Origin of the sequence: Azonexus hydrophilus (assembly GCF_001956855.1) — a bacterium.
GTDB classification, from domain to species: Bacteria; Pseudomonadota; Gammaproteobacteria; order Burkholderiales; family Rhodocyclaceae; genus Azonexus; species Azonexus hydrophilus_A.
Map to the genome: position 1 here is coordinate 725,506 of NZ_MTHD01000002.1, position 20,115 is coordinate 745,620.

The window sequence follows — 20,115 nt, forward strand, 5'->3', positions numbered from 1 at the left end:
TTATTGACTCCGGATGGCCAGCAGTGAAGCCAGCGTTGGTACCACGTGCCTGAGCGCGGGGCGGGATTGATGCACCTGTCCTGCGCTGGCGATGGTGTCGCCCAGCTTGCGGTACAGCGCGTTGCCGCGTGTTGCGGTAAACGGCAGCCCGGACAGGGTTTTTTCGAGATGATAACGGACCAGGGTATCGCGACCAATATCCTTGGCCTGCCAGGGAATCGCCGTGCGGTCGACGAGATGCAGGGCGCGCACGCCCGGCAGGCTGGCCGCCAGTTCGGCGACCGCCCGGTGAATGCGTTCGCGGTAGGCAACCACCGCCCGACCGCCGTCGACCGGCGTCGCCCCGGTCATTTCGGCTGGTGCGCCAAGCAGCCAGCAGACGACGGTTTCCGGGGCGAATGCCTCGATCTGCGCCAGTTGCCCGGCCGTCAGCGCACTGACGTCGGCCTGCAGGAAGCTGGCGGCGGCGGCACGGCCACGCGCCAGCTCAAGGCATTCGGCGAGATGATCGAGAACCAGCACCGACAACCCGCGCGCGAGCAGCGCTTCGCTGCCGAAACCCGGACCACAGCCGATTTCCAGCACCCGCGTGCCCGGCACCAGTGATGCCATCCACGCGTAATCACCGGCGCGGGCGTAGGCTTCACCCTCTGCCGTCCAGTAGCCGAGAAACCCGGCAACCGAGCCTTCGCTCACGCAGCTTCCTTTTTCGCGTAGATCGCCGGCAGATTGCGCCAGGCGCCGCCGGCATCCATGCCGTAACCGAAGACGAAACGATCCGGCACCGCCAGGCCGACGAAATCGGCTGCCAGCGGCTTGTTCCTGCCATTCAGCTTGTCGGCGAAAACCGCCGTCAGCACCTCGCTGGCGCCCATGCGCAGCAGGCTTTCCTTGACGGCCGCCAGCGTCACGCCCTCGTCGAGAATGTCGTCGACGACCAGCACCGTGCGATCCTTGACCGGCGTCCACGGCGCCGTCCGCCAGGAAATCTTGCCGCCCTGGGTTTCCGGCCCGTAACGCGTCGCGTGCAGGTAATCGAAATCGAGCGGAAAATCGAGCTTGGCCAGCAGTTGACCGCAAAAGACCACGCCGCCGGTCATCACGCACAATACCAGCGGATAGCTTTCCGCCAGGCGTTGCCTGATCTCGTCGGCAACCTTGTCGAGCGCCGCCTGGACAGCCTGTTCGGAATGAATCAGATCGGCATCGGCCAGCATGGCCCGCGCTTGTTGTGTATCCATCATGCCTCCCTGTTATTGAGATACGCCGTGAATTCGGCGCCGACTTCCGGATGACGCTGACCAAAAACCATCGTCGCCTTCAGATAGCCGAGTTTCGAGCCGCAGTCATAACGCACGCCATCGTAACGATAAGCCAGCACCTGTTCCTCATCGAGCAGCGAGGCGATGCCGTCGGTCAACTGGATCTCGCCGCCGGAGCCGGGCCTGACGCTCTCCAGATGATGAAAGATGCGCGGCGTCAGGATGTAGCGGCCAACCACGGCCAGCGTGGACGGCGCATCTTCCGGCTTCGGCTTCTCGACGATCGCATTCACCTGCTCCAGCCGGTCGGCCACGCGCCGGGCATCGACAATGCCATAGCTGCGCGTATCGGCACGCGGCACATCCTGCACGCCGAGTACCGAGCAGCGGTAGTAATCATAGACATCGGTCATCTGCTTCAGCACCGGCGTACTGCCGTCGAGCAGGTCGTCCGCCAGCAACACCGCAAACGGCTCGTCGCCGATCACCGGCTTGGCGCACAGCACCGCGTGTCCGAGCCCGAGCGCTTCCTGCTGGCGGATGTAGATGCAGTTGATGTCGCGCGGAATCATGTTGCGCACGAACTCAAGCATCTCGTGCTTGCCACGCGCCTCCAGCTCGGATTCCAGTTCGTAGGCCTTGTCGAAATGGTCCTCGATGGCCCGTTTGGAACGGCCGGTGACGAAGATCATGTCGGTAATCCCGGCCGCCACCGCTTCCTCGACGGCATACTGGATCAACGGCTTGTCGACGATCGGCAGCATTTCCTTCGGACTGGCCTTGGTTGCCGGCAGGAAACGGGTCCCCATGCCAGCGACCGGAAAGACGGCTTTCCTGACTTTTCTCATTCATTTTCTCCCTGATTCAACAATGCCAGCAAGCCGGCCTCATCAAGCACGCTGACGTTCAATTCGCGCGCCTTGTCCAGCTTGGAGCCGGCTTCCTCGCCGGCAACGACATGATCTGTTTTCTTTGATACCGAACCTGAAACCTTGCCGCCGGCCGCTTCGATCATTGCCTTGGCGTCATCGCGTTTCAGGGTCGGCAGCGTGCCGGTCAGCACGAAGGTCTTGCCGGCCAGCGGCGAAACCCGGGTGCCTGCCGGCGTTTGCGGCAACGCCGCCAGCAATTCACCACGGCGCTTCGCCACCGCTGCCAGCAGGCCACGCTTGCCCGGCAACTGCAACCAGGCAAACAGTGCATCGATGACCTCGCCGGGCATGCCGGCACCCGACAGCGTCGCCGCATCGACCGAGCCATTGGCCAGCGCGGCGCCGTCGGCAACGGCCGCCAGCTGGCGGGCGCGCACCGGCGTCAGGCGGGCGACGCCGAGCGCCGCGTAGAGCTCGCTCCAGGCCAGACGTTCGGCCAGCCCGGGGTGCGGTGGATGTTCGTCCACCGGCGCAACACCGGCGGCGAACAGCGCATCGACGGCGTCGAGATTGCGCTGTTCGGCAAAGAAATCGGCAATCGCCGCCGCCACCGTTGCGCCGATATCCGGCAGCACTGCCAGCAGCGGCTCTGGCGCACAACGGACGCGCTCCATGCTGCCAAGCCAGTCGGCCAGCGTCTTTGCCGTCGTTTCGCCGACATGGCGGATGCCCAGTGCGAACAGCAGACGGGCTAGCTTCGGTGTCTTGCTCGCTGCGATGCCGGCGAGCAGGTTCTCCGCCCAGCGCGTTGTCACCTGCCCGGCCTTGACGGTCTCCGGCACGGTGCCGTCGCGTTCGTCGGCGCGTCGTTTCATTTCGAGCAGGTCGTCCAGCGTCAGCCGGTAAAGGTCGGCGACACCATGCACGTATTCGAACTCGACCAGACGCTCGATGTAGCGGTCGCCCAGGCCATCGATATCCATCATCCGGCGCCCGGCGAAATGCAGGATCGCCTGGGTGCGCTGGGCGCGGCACGAGAAACCGCCGGAGCAACGGGTTGCCGCCTCGCCCTCCTCGCGCACCGTGTGCGCGCCGCAGACCGGGCAGGCGTCGGGCATGACGAAGGGCCGCGCATCGACCGGCCGGCGTTCGGCGACGACACCGACCACCTCGGGGATGACATCACCAGCGCGGCGGACAATCACCGTATCGCCGATGCACAGCCCGCCCTTGCGCGCGACCTCGTCGGCGTTGTGCAAGGTGGCATTGGTCACCGTGACACCGCCGACGAATACCGGCTTCAGCCGCGCCACCGGCGTCAGCGCGCCGGTGCGGCCGACCTGGATGTCGATCGCTTCGACCACGGTCAACGCTTCCTGCGGCGGATATTTGTGCGCCACCGCCCAGCGCGGCTCGCGCGAGCGAAAGCCGAGGCGCCGCTGCAGATCCAGCGAATTGACCTTGTATACCACGCCGTCGATGTCGAAAGGCAGGCTGTCACGCAGCGCCGCGATGCGCTGGTGGAAGCCGGCCAGTGCCTCGCCGCCGAGCACCACCGCGCGATGCTCGCAGACCGGCAGACCGAAGGCGGCCAGCGCGTCGAGCATGCCGGCGTGGGTTTTGGGTTGATTCCAGCCGTCGACCGCACCAATGCCGTAGGCGAAGAATTTCAGCGGCCGGCTGGCGGCGATCGCCGAATCCAGCTGGCGGATGCTGCCAGCCGCAGCATTGCGTGGATTGACCAGCGTCTTGTCGCCGCGTGCAGCGGCAGCAGCATTGTATTTTTCCAGGTCGTCGCGGCGCATGTAGACCTCGCCGCGCACTTCCAGCAGCGCTGGGATTTCACCCATGGCGCCGCTCAGACGCAGCGGAATCTGGCGCAGCGTGCGCAGGTTCTGCGTGACGTCCTCGCCGGTGGCACCGTCGCCACGCGTCGCACCGCGCACCAGCACGCCGTGCTCGTAGCGCAGGCTGATCGCCAGGCCATCGAACTTCAGTTCGGCGGCGTATTCGATTGGTGGCGCGCCCTCGCCCAGCTCCAGTTCGCGGCGAACGCGCGCGTCGAAGTTCAATGCGCCGCTCGATCCGGTATCGGTCTCGGTCTGGATCGACAGCATCGCCACGTCGTGCACCACCGGTGCAAACTGCGCCAGCGGCTTGCCGCCGACGCGCTGCGTCGGCGAATCTGCGGTCAACAGCTCGGGATGCGCATTTTCCAGCGCCTGCAGTTCGCGGAACAGGGCGTCGTATTCGGCGTCCGGAATACTCGGTGCGTCGTCGACGTAATACGCCTGGTTATGGCGTTCGATCTCGGCGCGCAGCCAGGCTGCGCGTTCGCTGTTGCCAACTGCCATCAGGAGAACAGTCGCAGGGCTTGCGGCGAACCGGCCGGCAGACCGAAAGTCTGCATCGTCGCCTGTGGCTTGCCGATGAATTCACGACGGATGTGATCAAGCTGGGATTCGCCGAGCGGATGACGGTTGTCGTCGACCAGCGTGCCCTGCAGGGTGTCGGCAAAGCGCTTCGCCTGTTCGGTCATCTGCATGAACACCCGCTCGCCGTGATCGACGCGCGGCACATCGAGCAGGAAGGTCAGGCCATGGGTCGTCAATGTACGCAGGCTGTCGGCGGAGAAAGCCGTGCTTTCGTAATTCTGCAGGCTGAACTGCGGCCGGCCGTCATCGTCGTAACGGGTGAACAGGCCGTCCAGCCCAAGCACCATGCCGGCAGCTTCAGCCAGCGCGCGGATCTTGGTACCGGGAAAGGCAACGCCGCGACTGACCAGATTCAGGCCGATTTCGAGGTCGACCGCAGCACAGAAGCGGTCGATTTCCGCCGCCCGGTCAAGCACCCGCGACGGCGGCATGTCGGCCACCGCCATCAGTTCGTCGGCCAGTGCGTGCATGGCGCCGGTGAACATCGCCAGATCGCCGTCGGACACCGGCCCCAGCCGGTTGACCAGTTGCAGGCCGACACGCAACCGGCGCACCTGCACCTCGCTGTCGAAACGCAGGCGCTCCCACTCGCGCTTGCGCTCGTTGAAAGCTACCCAATGCACCGGCTTGCCCAGACGATGCAGGACATCGCGCTGCGATTGCAGTATCTGGCGCGACGAAACCGGCTCGACCAGTTCCATGGCAACGATGAATTCGATGCGCGGATCGAGCAACTCGATCGGCGCCTCATCCGGTGGAAGTTCGGCCAATGGCTCCTGGCGCACCGTCGTTGCGGCGGCGGCGGGGGGCATGGCTGGCGCAGGCACTGGTGGAGGCAGGATTTCCGGCGCGACTGGCGCGGCGAAAACAGCCTCCGGTTCGGGTTCGGGTTCCGGCTCGGGTTCTGCTACGAATGCCGGCGCCGGCGCGAAGGCGACAGCTTCATCCGGTACATCGGCAACGGCAAGCTCCTCGGCCAATACAGGCGTCGCCGTGAATTCCTGTACTTCGGCAGCCGGCGGCTCGTCAAACGCGAACACCGGTTCGACCCGTTCCTGCAGCCGCTCCTCGCGCTCCGGCGCGGCCGGCGCCGGCGGCCTCGGCACGCCATTGAGCAGCACATCCTCGTGATGCGGCGTCAGCACGGATTCCGCCACCTTGCGATGCCGGTATTCCTGCCACTTGTTGTAAGCCACGACGCCCGCAATCGCGAGCCCCCCCAGGCCGATCAGTCCGTATTGAAGTTCAGTCACGCATCCCTCATCTTCAAGGCTTCTTCGATATCCACTTCCACCACGCGTGATACCCCGGATTCCTGCATGGTGACGCCGACCAGTTGTTCGGCCATTTCCATCGCGATTTTATTATGGGAAATAAACAGGAACTGTGTATTTCCGGACATCTTTTTAACCATACTGCAAAAACGCTCGGTATTCGAGTCGTCCAGCGGCGCATCCACCTCGTCGAGCAGGCAGAACGGCGCCGGATTCAACTGGAACATCGAGAATACCAGCGCAATGGCCGTCAGCGCCTTTTCGCCGCCGGACAGCAGGTGAATGGTTGAATTCTTCTTGCCCGGCGGCTGGGCGATGACCTGCACGCCGGCATCGAGGATTTCCTCACCGGTCATCACCAGTTCGGCGCGACCGCCACCGAACAGTTCCGGGAAAAGTTGCCCGAAATGGCCGTTGACCGTATCAAAGGTGTTTTTCAGCAGATCGCGGGTTTCGCGGTCGATGCGGCGGATGGCATTTTCCAGCGTTTCCATCGCCTCGTTCAGGTCGGCCGCCTGCATGTCGAGGTAGCCCTTGCGCTCGGTCGCGGTATCCAGTTCCTGCAGCGCCGCCATGTTGACCGCACCGAGTTCGGCGATGGCATTGCCGAGCCGGGTGATTTCGCCCTGCAGGCTGGCCGGCCTGGCATTGCCGATTTCCGGGGCCAGCGCGGCCTCGTCGGCACCGGCTTCGAGCAATTGCTGGGCAAACTGCTCGGTGCTCAGCGCCGCCGCCTGCTCCTTCAGCTTGAGGTCGCCGATGCGCACGCGCAAGGGTTCCAGGCCCTGTTCGATGCGCAGGCGCTGTTCCTCGAAACCGCGCAGTGCATTGGTCGCCGATTCCAGCGCGTCGCGCCGGGCGGCCAGCGCCTTTTCCGCCGCCTGCCGGGCTTCCAGCGCCTGCTGCAACTGTTCTTCCATGATGTCGGCCGGCGCCGCTTCGACCTGCTCGGCGCAGGCGGCGCGGTCGCGTTCGATGCGCGTCAGCTCACGCTGCGCCAGCGCCTGCTGGGCGAAGATGTCCTGCAGCTTGCCTTCGGCTTCGCGCGCCGAAAACTGCGCCTCGCGCAGCGCCCGGTCGAGATCGGCGTTGCGCTCGCGTTCGGCGCGCACGGCACGCTCGCACTCGTCGAGCCGTGACTGGGCACCGGAAACCAGCACGCGGATACGGCCCAGACCGTCGCGGATTTCCTCGATGCGCTCGTCGGCCGCCATCTCGCGTTCGCGCTCGCCCTCTTCTTCCTCGGCCAGTTCGGCCAGCTGCTCGGCGATGCGCTCCTTCTGCTCGTTGTAGCGGGCCAGCGCCTGCGACAGCTTCAGCACTTCGAGCTGGACGTGATGCACGCGCTGCTGGCGGTCGGTGACGTACTGGCGGGTTTCGTCGATTTCTTCCTGCTTGTCGGAGAACTGCTCGTCGAACATTTCCGCCTGCTCGCGCAGGCTTTCGCTGCGTTCCTCGGCCAGCGCGATACCCTCGGCCAGCGCTTCGATCTCGCGCTGGCGTTCGAGCAGGCCGTGTTCGCCCTGATCCGGAGCAAAGAAGGTGACGCTGCCGCGCGTCAGCAGGTCGCCGCCGCGGGTGACGATGACGCCGCCGGGCGGCAAGGCCTCGCGCATCACCAGCGCCGCCGCCAGCGTCTCGGCGGTACGCACGCTGCCCAGCCAGTCGGCGAGCGCGGCGCGTACCCGTTGATCATCGCTGCGCACACGATCAAGCAGCGTTTCTGCAGTCGAATTTGTGCTCCCCCGCCCGTCGACCGCAGAATTGCCGAGCATCACCGACAGCCGCGCTTCCGGCCGGTCGTGCAGCCAGGCGTCGAGCTTGGCCGGATCGTCGCAGGCGATTGCCGACAAGCGCTCGCGCAGCACCGCTTCGACCGCCTCTTCCCAGCCGGCTTCGACATGGATCTGCTGCCACAACGGCGGCGCGTTCTCCAGGTCGTGGCGGCGCAGCCATTCCGGCAGCTTGCCGGCCGCTTGCGTCTTCGCCTGCATCTGTTCGAGCGCAGCCCGGCGCGCCTGACCGGCGGCCAGTTCACGCTCCAGCCGCTGCAGCTCGCCCTGCACCGCCTTGCGTTTGCTGTCGAGTTGCGGGATTTCTTCCTGCAATTGCTGCAGGTGTTCCTGGTCGCCGGCCAGTTCCTCACGCAGCAGTTCGAGTTCTTCTTCCTTCTCGGCCACCGCCAGCTCGTCCGGCGCGTCGCCAAAGGTTTCGTCGCGCAACCGTTCGCGCCGCTGGATGATCGCCTGCAGCGCGCGCTGGGCGTGGGCCTTGTTGGTCAGTTCGACTTCCAGCTTCTGCTCGCCGTTGGTCGTGCGCGTCTTCAAGCGCTGCAGTTCGTCCTGCGCCTGCGCGTGATCTTCCTCGACCTGCGGCGCCAGGTTCATCTGCGCGTGCAGGCGCTCCTCGGCTTCATCGACGCGCAGCCGGGTGATTTCCTGGGTTTCTTCCCATTTCTCGCGGTCGACCGCAAGTTTTTCGGCATTTTGCGTCCAGTGGGCGAGTTCGTCCTCCAGCTGCACCAGCCGCGCTTCCAGCTGGCTGCGCGATTCGCGCCGATGACGGATTTCCGCTTCGAGCCGCGCGACTTCGGCATTGGCCGCGTACATCTCGCTCTGCGCGTTGTGCAGCGCGTCGCCGGCGGCAAAGTGCGCCTCGCGCGTTTCCTCGGCTCGTGCCTCGGTTTCGCGCAACGCAGCGCTCTGCGCTTCCAGTTCGGTCGTCGCCCGCTCGACTTCCAGCGCCAGGCGCTGGCGCTCGGCCTCGGCTTCGCGCTTCTTCAACAGCCACAGCAACTGCTGGCGCTGCACCAGTTGCTCGTTCAGCGCGTGATAGCGCCGCGCCACCTCGGCCTGCGACTCCAGCCGCTCCATCTGGTGACCGAGTTCCTGGCGGATGTCCTCGACGCGCAGCAGGTTTTCCCGGGTGTCTTCAAGCCGCCCCTGCGTTTCCTTGCGCCGTTCCTTGTAACGGGTGACGCCGGCTGCTTCTTCGAGGAAGACGCGCAGGTCGTCCGGGCGCGCCTCGATGATGCGCGCGATCATGCCCTGGCCGATGATCGCATAAGCGCGCGGCCCCAGCCCGGTGCCGAGGAACAGGTCGGTGATGTCCTTGCGCCGGACCTTCAGGTTGTTGATGAAATAGTCCGACTGGCCCTGCCGCGTCAGCGTCCGCTTGACCGATAGCTCGGTGTACTGCGACCACTGACCAAGCGCCCGGCCGAGCAGGTTCTCGAAGATCAGTTCGACCGAGGCGCGCGACACCGGCTTGCGGTTGCTCGAGCCATTGAAGATGACGTCCATCATCGACTCGCCGCGCAATTCGGACGCCTTCGACTCGCCCAGCACCCAGCGCACGGCGTCCATGATGTTGGACTTACCGCAACCGTTCGGCCCGACGACGCCGACCAGTTGCCCGGGCAGGGAAACGGAGGTCGGATCGACGAAAGACTTGAAGCCGGCGAGTTTGAGTTTGGTCAGGCGCATGCGCGGTCACGGCGGGACGACATGCCCGCCTCATTGGGGGCCGTATGATAGCATCGTCGCCGCTGATCCCCGGCGCCGCGGCAACTTACCGGTCCAGGCGATAAAGCCTGACCGCATTGCCTGATGCCACGGCGCTCCTGACCGGCTCCGGCAAGGACTCGACCAGCATGCGCAAGTTCGCCAAGCCCTCCTCGCTGCTTCCCCGACTGATCCCGTTATGGTCGTAAAACGAATCGCTCCCCAGCATGAAACGCTCGGGATAACGCAGGATCAGTTCCTGCCATTGCGCCTTCAGCTTCCCTTCCGGGTCGATCGCCGCCGCTGGATTCGGCCCGCCTCGATTGAGGCGGAAACTCATGTACAGGTTGGGAAAGGCATCAAGCAATGCAGCCACCCGCTTTGGCTGCCGGTTCAGCAAAGGTTCGAAGCCAACGTGCGACCAGATGATTTTCGCTTGCCGGTTATGGGCGAGAAAGCGCTTGAAGGGCTCGGCGTTGGCCTCCAGCTTCGCCGGGTTCAGCGGATTGGGGCGCAGCACTTCCGGCAGCGGCATGTCTTCCGGCACCAGATCGAAATGCAGGTCAACCGGCATATTCAACTCGGCGGCGATATCGGCCAGTTGCAGCAACAGCGGATGGTCTGCAGGCACCGATTCGTAGGCATGCTGACTGCCCATCGCCGGAATCGATACATGATGAATCGCGATCTCGCCAAAACCCACTGCCCCCGCAGCGACCACGGCGTCGGCCTGCGCCCGGAAGCTGGCCTTCTTCGCCGCATCGACAGACGCTGCCGGCGTTTCGTGGATCATGATGTTCAGACGAGAACCGCCAAGCAGCGCAAAACGCTGCGGATGCTGACGAACGACAAAGGCCATGTCATCAATGTCGTAGTAGGTTCTGGCGCTGGCGCTGACGATCGGCGGCGGCATCAGCAGGGAACGGCCGATGCCGTGCTTGTCCATGATCGCCAGCGCGGTGCGCAGCGACCCCTCGGGATCGCGCGTCGGTGCCAGCTGGAAATGCATGTGGGTATCGATCATCTCGGCAGACGATACCGCTGCCGGTATGGAGACACCGATCAGCAAAGTCAGAAACAGAGTTCGAATATTCATCTTTTCCCCGGTCGACCGCAATAATGGTCGGCACATCCTAGCGCTTGCCGGGCTATCTGAAAATCAGGGCCGTACGATCGTTCAGGTACTCAAGCGTTTTCTTCCTCTGCCAGCAATTCACCGTAACGCACGGAGATGAGGCTTTCGACGGCACGGGTCAGATCATGGCCGGCCAGACGCTGGCCGAGATCGCGCACCGTCGTCATGAATTCGTCTTCGCTGAACCCCGCCGCCGTAGCCATCTGCAGCCACAGCGAGCGTTGCGGAGAAATGGTGGGTTCCGGCATCTCCAGGCCGGCGGCCGCCCAGCGCTCCTGCCAGACCGACGGCACCGACTGCGCATTGATGTCGATGATCTTCGTGTCGGGCACTGGCTCCTCGACAACCTCCGGCAGCAAGTCGGGGTTTTCATGGCCGAGGCGGGCCATCGCGTTGCTGACGTCGAATTCCCGCTGCACATCGGCTTCGCTCATCGGCGCCTTCCAGCCCACCATCTGCACGCGCATGCCGAGATTCATCAGCAGGTTGAAACGGGCCGACTGCTCGCTGTCCATGTTGGCGTGCCCATTGGCCGACAAACTGCGCATTTCCTCGCGAAAGCCGTCGAGCAGGGCCTGGTTTTCCGGCAGCAGGGGCAAGCCCAGCGGACCGTCGCCACCCAGCACGCCCTGCGCCTTGTTGGCCGCCAGACGACTCATCGCCTCATCGATGACATCGGCCGGGAAATCCTTGGTGAACCATTCCCTGACCGCCTGCGGCAAAGGAATGCCGGTCGTTTTTGCCGCTGCGTCATTTTTTTGCGCCTCCCGCGCTGCCGCGGAGATGGTCACGCTGTCAGCGCTGCTCGCTGCCGCCGCAGCCACCGGCGCGACCGCTGCCGCGCGCTGCGTCGCCAGACTGCGGAAAAGATCGGTACTTCCCTGCACACGTGTAATCGACAACATGGACAAGCTCCCTCGAAGTGCAATTCTGATGACCGCTTACAGCAAGGCTCATGCCATCCGGAATGCACCGGACTTGAAAAAAGTCACGAAAGGAACGACCATGCTGCCCCCTCGCCGACCATGCTGCGGCCGCCCGACACACCTCATCAAGAAACACCCATGACCTTCAAGAACAGCCCGGCCCAATTCCAGATCGTCGATCCCGCCCTGCTCCTGCCCGACGCCGGGCATCCGCGCCGCAACATCGAGGCCGACAGCCTGAAGGGCCTGGTCAACTCGATCGGCAAGATGGGCCTGATCCATCCCATCGTCGTCCGCCCGGCCGCCGCTGGCCGGTACACGGTGATTGCCGGCGAACGTCGCCGGCAGGCCGCGCTGCTGGCCGGTGAAACCGCCGTACCGGTGGTGATCCGCGATTGCGCCGCCGACGCCGCGCTGGAAGTTCAGGTGTTCGAGAACATGGGTCTGGGCGTGCGCAGCGCGCTGGAACCGCGCGACATGGCCGGCGCCATTCAGGCCATCGCCACCCGTTTCGAAAACACCGAAGCCGCCGCCGAACACTTCGCCCGGCCGCCAACCTGGCTGAATCAGGCCACCGCCGCCGCCAATCTGTCTGAGAAAGTCAGCACCCTGCTCGAAACCGGCAAGATTTCGAGTACCGGCACCGCGCTGAAAATCGAAAAACTGGCGAAAAAGGACGAAGCCCGCGCCGAATCGCTGATCGATGAAATCGAGCAATTGCCGGAAGGTGAAAAAACCGCGAAAAAGCTCGTCGACCGCGCAATTGCCGAAACCAGCCGCCGCCGCAAGGCCGATGCGCCGGATGTTGCCGTGATCGAAGCAGGTAGTGCGACGCCGCCCTGGGAAGCTGAATCCGTACCAGCCACCCCGCGCAGCCGGGTCAATCCGGGCAAGGTCAGGAAAGTGGCGGAATTGCTCGGCCTCAGCGACGGCGACGAGGAAGAAATCCTGGTCCGTCTGATCGACGAATTCCTGGCACTGAAAAGTGCTGACGCCGGCTAGTCTTCGTCGTTTTCGGCCAGCTCGCGCTCGGCTGCCATGATCGCTGCTTCGGCATTGCGTTCGAAATGGAGCTCGATCGCCTCGCGCAGGTTGGCCACGGCCTCGGCATCGGTTTCCCCGTCGCTGACGATGTCCAGGTCGGCACAACGGGCGATGAACATTCCGTCCTCAGGGTAAACTTCGTATTTGATCGTGAAACGTTTGGCGTCGTTCATGGCAGATAGCGGCAAAAAAACGAAAGTCGCGGATTATCGGCCAGCCTCCGGGAGGCGGCAAGTCAGAAGCGCCGCCCGATGGTGAAGCTGCCGTACACCGGGCGCTCGCGCTGTTCGTCAAATTCCCGGGTCCGGAAATAACGCGCCAGGGCGAACTTCCAGTTGTCGTACGTGACGGCCAGGCCGAACCCGAGGTCGGAGACGAACTTCTTCTTGTCCACATGGTGGCTGGAACGGAAGGTATTGCCGTCCAGCGTGATGTCGCGCAAGACCCAGCGACTGTCCATATTGACGAACAAATGGCCGCCCCAGCCCTGATCGACGCCAGCGCCCGTTCGCGGCGCCGCGTTCTCGCCGGCCGGACGCAACGGCGCACTACCGAAGTCGTCAGGCAGACGCCAGCCGAGACGCCATTCGAAACCCGCATTGACGTGCGTGCCGAAATTGCCCAGCGCACCACCCCAATGCCAGATGAAATCCTGCCCCAGGCCTGCCCCCGACGGCGGGGCGAAGACGTGTTTCTGCAACCGTTCATGGACGAACTGGAACACCGGTTCGTTGTGCAACTGATTGTCCCACCCCTTGAATCGACTGACCCCAATCAGCTTGTGCCAGGCATCCTGGACTTCCTGCCCGTACGCCGCCGGCCCGACCACACCCAGACGCAGATGACTGGCGCGCAGGCTGTTGCCCTCGCGGGCGTTGTAACCGACGCTGAACAACAGCGCGGCGGCATAGGGCCGGTCATCCGGCAGGACATTCACCGCCGTCTTGTCGGCGGGTGTGTACAGCGCGTGCTGCATGCTGACGACCATGTTGCGCCGGCTGAAAGCCCCCGGTTGCAGCCAGTCGAGATAGCCGTTCAGGCTGCGGGCCGCCAGCGACAGACAGGGATCATCCCGGTAATTGGCAATATTCGGCGAGACTGCCGTGACCTGCAAACCATTGCTGTACCCCTGATCCTGGCCGCGACCGCCAAACAGGTCGTTATCCACGCGCAAGGCGACAGCCCAGTTCCTGCGGTCGGGACACTCCTCTGCCGAGAGCGGTAATGCGGCAGTTGCCAGCAGCGCGATGGCGGCGGCGTAAAAAACCTGCGGAGTGGATGGCAACATGGAAAACCTCATGACGGACCTGATCATTGTAACCACCCCCGGTCATTGCAGAGACAACATCGCCGTGCCATCCCTTTTGTCGCCATCCCTGTCCAGCCGATTTCGGCGATAATCCTTTTTTCGATTGACCAAGCAAACTCGTGAATCCGCATCTCGCCCAACTCCAGCCCTATCCCTTTGAAAAGCTGCGCGCCCTGTTCGCCGGCGTCACCCCGAATCCGCAATACAAGGAAATCAAGCTGTCCATCGGCGAGCCGCAGCACGCGACGCCGCAGTTCATCATTGATGCGCTGGCTGGCGGCCTGAAAGGCCTGGCCAACTATCCGACGACACAAGGCGTGCCGACCCTGCGCCAGGCCATCGCCAAGTGGTGTGACCGCCGCTACGAGATATTCCTTGACCCGGAAACCGAGATTCTTCCGGTCAACGGCTCGCGCGAGGCACTTTTCTCCTTCGCCCAGACAGTGATCGATCCGAGCCGTGGCTACGTGCCGCTGATCGTCAGCCCGAACCCCTTCTACCAGATCTACGAAGGCGCCGCCTACCTGTCGGGCGCCGAACCGCGCTTCCTCAACAACCTGCCCGACAACGATTTTGCCTTTGACTACGCGGCGCTGTCGGCAGAGGAATGGGCACGCGTCCAGCTGTTCTACGTCTGCTCACCCGGCAACCCGACCGGCAAGGTGCTGTCGCTGGCCGACTGGAAAACCCTGTTCGAACTGTCCGACAAATACGGTTTCATCATCGCTTCCGACGAGTGCTACTCGGAAATCTACTTCGACGAAGCCAATCCGCCGATCGGCGGCCTCCAGGCGGCGAAGCTGCTCGGTCGCTCGTTCGAGCGGCTGGTGATGTTCTCCAGCCTGTCCAAGCGCTCCAACGTGCCGGGCATGCGTTCCGGTTTTGTTGCCGGCGACGCGAAGATCCTGAAGAAATTCCTGCTCTACCGCACCTACCATGGCTGCGCCATGGCACCGCCGGTACAAAGCGCTTCAGTGGCGGCCTGGAACGACGAAGACCACGTACTCGACAACCGCGACCAGTACCGCGAGAAGTTCGCCGCGTGCACGCCGCAGATCGCCGAAGTGCTCGGCACCGCCATGCCGGACGCCGGCTTCTATCTGTGGGCGAAGACACCGATCCCGGACACCGAGTTCGCCCGCGGCCTGCTCGAACACTATAATGTCGTGGTGCTGCCCGGCAGCTTCCTTGGCCGCGAGGTCAACGGCATCAATCCCGGCGCCGGCTTCATCCGTATCGCACTGGTCGCATCGCTCGACGAATGCCTCGAGGCGACCCGTCGCATCCGTGAATTCACCCAACAACTGTAAACAAAAGAGAGAACCCACATGAGCCATCCGCTGCAAGCCACCATTGACGAACTCTGGGAAAAGCGCACCGAGCTGACCACCCAATCGACCGATGCGATCAAGATCATCGAATCGGTGATCGGCGACCTCGATAGCGGCAAGCTGCGCGTCGCCGAGAAGGTCAATGGCGAATGGGTCGTCAACCAGTGGGCCAAGAAGGCTGTGCTGCTGTCCTTCCGCACGCGCGACAACCGCGTCCAGGAAGCCGGCGAGATTCGTTTCTACGACAAGGTCGACACCAAGTTCCAGGGCTGGACCGAAGAACAGTTCAAGGCCGGCGGCTTCCGCGTCGTGCCGGGCGCCTTCGCGCGCAAGGGTTCGTTCATCGCGAAGAACTGTGTGCTGATGCCCTCCTACGTCAACATCGGCGCCCACGTCGATGAAGGCACGATGGTCGACACCTGGGCCACGGTGGGTAGCTGCGCGCAGATTGGCAAGAACGTGCACCTGTCGGGTGGCGTCGGCATCGGCGGCGTGCTCGAACCGATCCAGGCCGGCCCGGTCATCATCGAAGACAACTGCTTCATCGGCGCCCGTTCGGAAGTCGTCGAAGGCGTCGTCGTCGGTGAAAATTCGGTCATCTCGATGGGCGTCTACATCGGCCAGAGCACCCCGATCTACGACCGCGAAACCGGCGAAATCAGCTACGGCCGCATTCCGCCGGGCTCGGTCGTGATCTCGGGTTCGTTGCCGAAGGACGGTGGCAAGTACAGCCTGTACGCCGCGATCATCGTCAAGAAGGTCGACGCGCAGACCCGGTCGAAGACCAGCATCAACGAACTGCTGCGCCCGTAAGCCCACCCTAGCCACGAAGGTCTTGTCATGATCCTCGACAAACTGTTCCAGTTGATGTCGGAAAAGCAGGCGTCGGATATCTTCATCTCCGCCGGTGCGCCGATCCACATCAAGATCCAGGGCACCACCATGCCGGTCAACCAGCAGGTGATGATGCCGGACATGATCGACAAGATCGCCTACGAACTGATGTCGCCGGACCAGCTCAAGACCTTCGAAGCCACCAGCGAGATGAACCTCTCGTTCGGTGTGCCACAGGTAGGGAATTTCCGTATCAACCTGTTCCGCCAGCGCGGCTCGATCGGCATCGTCGTCCGCTTCATTCTCGGCAACATCCCGCCGCTGGACTCGCTCGGCCTGCCCTCGCTGCTCGGCGAACTGATCATGGAAAAGCGCGGGCTGATCCTGATCGTCGGCGCCACCGGATCAGGCAAGTCGACCACCATCGCCTCGATGCTGGACTACCGCAACGCAACGCGCACCGGCCATATCCTGACGGTGGAAGACCCGATCGAATTCCTGTTCAAGCACAAGAAATCGGTAGTCAACCAGCGTGAAATCGGCATGGATACCCACGACTGGGGCACAGCGCTGAAGAATGCCATGCGTCAGGCGCCGGACTGCATCCTGATCGGCGAAATCCGCGACCGCGACACCATGCAGGCCGCCATTTCCTACGCGCAAACCGGCCACCTGTGCCTGGCCACGCTGCACGCCAACAACTCCTACCACGCGCTCAACCGGATCATCAGCTTCTTCCCGCTGGAGAACCGGCCGGCACTGTTCCTCGACCTGTCGGTCGCCCTGCGCGCCATCGTTTCCCAGCGCCTGGTCAAGAAACCGGAAGGCAAGCGCGTGCCGACCTGCGAGATCATGCTCAACACGCGCCACATCAGCGAACTGATCGAGCGCGGCGAAGTCCAGGGCATCAAGGACGCGATGGAGCAGACGCTGGCGCCGGGCTCGCAAACCTTCGAGCAGGACCTGTTCAAGCTCTACCACGAAGGCGTCATCACGCTGGACGAAGCGCTGGCCAATGCCGACTCGCCTACCAACCTGTCCTGGCTGATCAACAATTCTGAATTCAATGCCAACAACGGCAAGGAAGAAAAGAAGACCGACATCAGCCTGGAATTCGACAGCACCAATGAAGGCGGTGCCTCGTTCAAGGAATTCCAGCTCAGCCTTGCCGACGACGAAGACACACCGCAATGACCGACCCCACCCTCGAACTGGCACGCCAGATCATGGCCTGCCCGTCCGTGACGCCGGATGACGCCGGCTGCATGGACATCCTTGGCGCCCGCCTGGCTGCCATCGGCTTCACCCTCGAATTCCTCGACCGCAACGGCACCCGCAACCTGTGGGCACGCCGCGGCAGCAGCGCCCCGCTGTTCGTCTTCGCCGGCCATACCGACGTCGTGCCGACCGGGCCGCTGGACAAATGGACCAGCCCGCCGTTCGCCCCCGAAATCCGCGACGGCAAGCTCTACGGCCGTGGTGCTGCCGACATGAAAACCGGCGTTGCCGCCGCGTTGACCGCAACAGAAGCCTTTGTCGCCGCCCATCCGGCGCACCCCGGTTCGCTCGCTTTCCTGCTCACTTCCGATGAAGAAGGCGATGCCAACGACGGCACCGTTGCCGTCGTCGAAGCCCTCAAGGCGCGCGGCGAGCGCCTGGATTACTGCATCATCGGCGAACCGACCTCGGTCAACACGCTCGGCGACATGATCAAGAACGGCCGCCGCGGCTCGCTGTCCGGCGTACTCGAGATCAAGGGCATCCAGTGCCACATCGCCTACCCGGAAAAGGGCCGCAACCCGATCCACCAGGCGGCACCGGCGATCGCCGAACTGGCGGCGACCGAGTGGGACCAGGGCAACGAATACTTCCCGCCGACCACCTGGCAGATCTCCAACATCCACGGCGGCACCGGCGCGACCAACGTCGTCCCCGGTCAACTCGAAATCAAGTTCAATTTCCGCTTCTCCACCGCCAGCACGCCGGAAGGCCTGCAGCAGCGCCTGTGCGCCATCCTCGACCGGCACGGCCTGGAATACGGGATCAAATGGACGCTCGGCGCCAGCCCCTTCCTGACCGGCCGTGGCCCGCTCGCCGATGCCGCCATGACGGCGATCCGCGAAACCTGCGGCATCGAAACCGAACTGTCCACCACCGGCGGCACCTCGGATGGCCGCTTCATCGCACCGATCTGCGACCAGTTGCTGGAAATCGGCCCGTCCAACGCGACTAGCCACAAGATCGACGAATGCATCGCCATCGACGCACCGTCGAAACTCTCCGCCATCTATCGCCGCATCCTTGAACAGATTCTCCTCAAATGACCGTTTCCGCCAAGACCGAACTGATCACGGTTCGTGATTTCATCCGCTACGCCGTCAGCCGCTTCAACGCCGCCGGCCTGTTCTTCGGCCACGGCAGCGACAACGCCTGGGACGAAGCGGTGTACCTGACGCTGCACACGCTGCACCTGCCGCTCGACCGCCTCGAACCCTTCCTCGACGCCCGCCTGCTGCCGGAAGAGCGCGTCGCCCTGCTCGACATCACCACCCGCCGCTGCCAGGACCGCCTGCCTGCCGCCTATCTGACGCACGAAGCCTGGCTCGGCGAACACCGCTTCTACGTCGACGACCGCGTCATCGTGCCGCGCTCGTTCATTGCCGAACTGCTCGACGAACAACTGACGCCGTGGATCGATGACCCGTGGGCCGTCGAAAACGCCCTCGACCTGTGCACCGGCTCCGGCTGCCTGGCCATCCTGACCGCGCTGGCCTTCCCCAATGCCACGGTCGACGCCGTCGATCTGTCGAAGGAAGCCCTGCAGGTAGCCGAGCGCAACATCGCCGACTACCACCTGGTCGGCCGCGTTCGCCCGGTGCATTCCGATGCCTTCACGGCGCTGGCCGGTCGCAAATACGACCTGATCATCTCCAACCCGCCCTACGTCGACGCCCAGGCCGTTGCCGCGCTGCCGCCGGAATACCGGCACGAACCGGAAATGGCGCTCGGCTCAGGCGACGACGGACTGGACTTCACCCGCATCATCCTCGCCAAAGCGAAAAAGCACCTCAACGCAGACGGCATCCTCGTCGTCGAAATCGGCCACAACCGCGACGCACTGGAAACCGCCTTCCCGACGCTCCCCTTCACCTGGCTCGACACCGCCGCCGGCGACGAATACGTCTTCATGCTGCGCGCCAGCGATCTGCCGGATTGAAACTCTACGAACTGCCCAGCCCGTTCGAAATCGAAACGGGCACGGTGCTGATGCTCGAACCCGAATGGGCGCGCGCCGGTGAGTTGCGCGCGCAGCTGCTCGACGAAAGCTACCCGAAACCCTTCGTCATCGACGACGGCAAGTCGCGCTACCTGTATTTCAACGTCCGCCTGATGCAAAGCGAGATGTCGCTGAAGGCCCCGCACGACCTGGCGCTGCGCTACACGCAGAAGATGATGGGCTTCCTGCTCTTCCATCCGCGACCGAAGCGCATCGCGCTGATCGGACTCGGCGGCGGCTCGATCATCAAGTTCTGCCACCGCCGGCTGCCTGGCGTGCAGCTCACCGCCATCGAACTCGACCCCGACGTCATCGCGCTGCGCGACGCTTTCTTCATACCGCCCGACGACGAACGCCTGCAGATCCTGCAGGCCGATGGCGCCGAATACATCGAGCAGGTTGAAAAAGGCATCGACGCGCTGCTCATCGACGCCTTCGACAAGACCGGCTTCGCCCCGTCGCTGGCCAACCGCGAGTTCCTCACCGCCGCCTTCGCCAAACTCTCCGGCAACGGCGTGCTGGTCATCAACCTGGCCGGTGACAAGGAAAGTTTCGCCGGGCTGATCGGTGAAGTCATGCACGTCTTCGACGACCAGGCGATCATGATCTCCGTCCCCGACGACGGCAATCACATCCTCTACGCCTTCAAGGAACGCTACTTCGAACCGCGCTGGCGCTGGCTGCACAATCACGCCAAGGAACTACGCGCCCGCCTCGGCCTCGACTTCCCGGCCTTCGTGCAGAAGATGGAACGCGCCAGCAAACTCGGCCTCGCCCGACGCGAAGCGATCCGCGGCCGCTGAATCCCGTCATTGCGAGCGCAGCGCGGCAATCCAGTACCGGCTACATGGATCGCCATATCGCTTCGCGCCTCGCGATGACACCTTCAACCCCGTCATTGCGAGCGCAGCGA

At 63.9% G+C, this 20,115-nt stretch carries 17 protein-coding genes; 7 read left to right on the top strand and 10 right to left on the bottom strand.

From position 1 onward, the window contains the following. The 8 genes from BJN45_RS08065 to BJN45_RS08100 all read right to left on the bottom strand — a co-directional run bounded on the left by BJN45_RS08065 (nucleotide 1) and on the right by BJN45_RS08100 (nucleotide 11,386). Nucleotides 1–696, bottom strand: coding sequence for a class I SAM-dependent methyltransferase (locus tag BJN45_RS08065; protein WP_076093794.1), 696 nt, complete (start codon nucleotides 694–696; stop codon nucleotides 1–3). Beyond that, nucleotides 693–1,241, bottom strand: coding sequence for a hypoxanthine-guanine phosphoribosyltransferase (locus tag BJN45_RS08070; RefSeq protein ID WP_205750556.1), 549 nt, complete (start codon nucleotides 1,239–1,241; stop codon nucleotides 693–695). Before BJN45_RS08070 ends, BJN45_RS08065 begins: the two co-directional genes overlap by 4 nt. Then, nucleotides 1,241–2,110: a UTP--glucose-1-phosphate uridylyltransferase GalU gene (gene galU / locus BJN45_RS08075; protein WP_076093798.1), complete on the bottom strand. Its 870-nt coding sequence runs from the start codon at nucleotides 2,108–2,110 to the stop codon at nucleotides 1,241–1,243. Before galU ends, BJN45_RS08070 begins: the two co-directional genes overlap by 1 nt. Further along, on the bottom strand, nucleotides 2,107–4,488 hold the full coding sequence (ligA, locus tag BJN45_RS08080; protein WP_076093800.1) for an NAD-dependent DNA ligase LigA: 2,382 nt from the start codon (nucleotides 4,486–4,488) through the stop codon (nucleotides 2,107–2,109). The genes galU and ligA overlap by 4 nt, the downstream gene beginning before the upstream one ends. Beyond that, nucleotides 4,488–5,822, bottom strand: a complete 1,335-nt coding sequence (locus BJN45_RS08085; RefSeq protein ID WP_076093802.1) for a cell division protein ZipA C-terminal FtsZ-binding domain-containing protein — start codon at nucleotides 5,820–5,822, stop codon at nucleotides 4,488–4,490. The genes ligA and BJN45_RS08085 overlap by 1 nt, the downstream gene beginning before the upstream one ends. Further along, the gene (gene smc / locus BJN45_RS08090) at nucleotides 5,819–9,328 is read right to left on the bottom strand and encodes a chromosome segregation protein SMC (RefSeq protein ID WP_076093805.1); all 3,510 of its coding nucleotides are present in this window, start codon (nucleotides 9,326–9,328) and stop codon (nucleotides 5,819–5,821) included. Before smc ends, BJN45_RS08085 begins: the two co-directional genes overlap by 4 nt. A gap of 85 nt (nucleotides 9,329–9,413) precedes the next feature. After that, nucleotides 9,414–10,442, bottom strand: coding sequence for an amidohydrolase family protein (locus BJN45_RS08095; protein ID WP_170873051.1), 1,029 nt, complete (start codon nucleotides 10,440–10,442; stop codon nucleotides 9,414–9,416). An 89-nt stretch (nucleotides 10,443–10,531) separates the two neighbouring features. Next, nucleotides 10,532–11,386, bottom strand: a complete 855-nt coding sequence (locus BJN45_RS08100; RefSeq protein WP_076093809.1) for a hypothetical protein — start codon at nucleotides 11,384–11,386, stop codon at nucleotides 10,532–10,534. Between the two features lie 159 nt (nucleotides 11,387–11,545). Between BJN45_RS08100 and BJN45_RS08105 the strand changes: the two genes are divergently transcribed. After that, nucleotides 11,546–12,409 (top strand): ParB/RepB/Spo0J family partition protein, encoded by an 864-nt coding sequence (locus BJN45_RS08105; protein ID WP_076093811.1) that lies wholly within the window; start codon nucleotides 11,546–11,548, stop codon nucleotides 12,407–12,409. Here the strand turns inward: BJN45_RS08105 and BJN45_RS17870 are convergent. Together BJN45_RS17870 and BJN45_RS08115 are read right to left on the bottom strand one after the other, a co-directional pair. Continuing rightward, nucleotides 12,406–12,624, bottom strand: coding sequence for a type II toxin-antitoxin system HicB family antitoxin (locus tag BJN45_RS17870; protein ID WP_076093813.1), 219 nt, complete (start codon nucleotides 12,622–12,624; stop codon nucleotides 12,406–12,408). The two genes, BJN45_RS08105 and BJN45_RS17870, sit on opposite strands and share 4 nt — an antisense overlap. A gap of 62 nt (nucleotides 12,625–12,686) precedes the next feature. Beyond that, nucleotides 12,687–13,739 (bottom strand): lipid A deacylase LpxR family protein, encoded by a 1,053-nt coding sequence (locus BJN45_RS08115; protein WP_076093815.1) that lies wholly within the window; start codon nucleotides 13,737–13,739, stop codon nucleotides 12,687–12,689. A gap of 140 nt (nucleotides 13,740–13,879) precedes the next feature. Between BJN45_RS08115 and dapC the strand changes: the two genes are divergently transcribed. From dapC to BJN45_RS08145, 6 genes are read left to right on the top strand one after another with little or no spacing between them, the layout of a single operon-like run. Then, nucleotides 13,880–15,070 (top strand): succinyldiaminopimelate transaminase, encoded by a 1,191-nt coding sequence (gene dapC / locus BJN45_RS08120; RefSeq protein WP_076093817.1) that lies wholly within the window; start codon nucleotides 13,880–13,882, stop codon nucleotides 15,068–15,070. Between the two features lie 18 nt (nucleotides 15,071–15,088). Beyond that, on the top strand, nucleotides 15,089–15,904 hold the full coding sequence (gene dapD / locus BJN45_RS08125; RefSeq protein WP_076093819.1) for a 2,3,4,5-tetrahydropyridine-2,6-dicarboxylate N-succinyltransferase: 816 nt from the start codon (nucleotides 15,089–15,091) through the stop codon (nucleotides 15,902–15,904). Nucleotides 15,905–15,931: 27 nt separating this feature from the next. After that, the gene (locus tag BJN45_RS08130; RefSeq protein ID WP_076093821.1) at nucleotides 15,932–17,119 is read left to right on the top strand and encodes a PilT/PilU family type 4a pilus ATPase; all 1,188 of its coding nucleotides are present in this window, start codon (nucleotides 15,932–15,934) and stop codon (nucleotides 17,117–17,119) included. Beyond that, nucleotides 17,116–18,249, top strand: coding sequence for a succinyl-diaminopimelate desuccinylase (gene dapE / locus BJN45_RS08135; protein WP_076093823.1), 1,134 nt, complete (start codon nucleotides 17,116–17,118; stop codon nucleotides 18,247–18,249). Before BJN45_RS08130 ends, dapE begins: the two co-directional genes overlap by 4 nt. Next, on the top strand, nucleotides 18,246–19,142 hold the full coding sequence (prmB, locus tag BJN45_RS08140; protein WP_076093825.1) for a 50S ribosomal protein L3 N(5)-glutamine methyltransferase: 897 nt from the start codon (nucleotides 18,246–18,248) through the stop codon (nucleotides 19,140–19,142). The genes dapE and prmB overlap by 4 nt, the downstream gene beginning before the upstream one ends. Next, nucleotides 19,139–20,005, top strand: a complete 867-nt coding sequence (locus BJN45_RS08145) for a hypothetical protein (RefSeq protein WP_083651037.1) — start codon at nucleotides 19,139–19,141, stop codon at nucleotides 20,003–20,005. The genes prmB and BJN45_RS08145 overlap by 4 nt, the downstream gene beginning before the upstream one ends. Nucleotides 20,006–20,115: the final 110 nt, after the last annotated feature.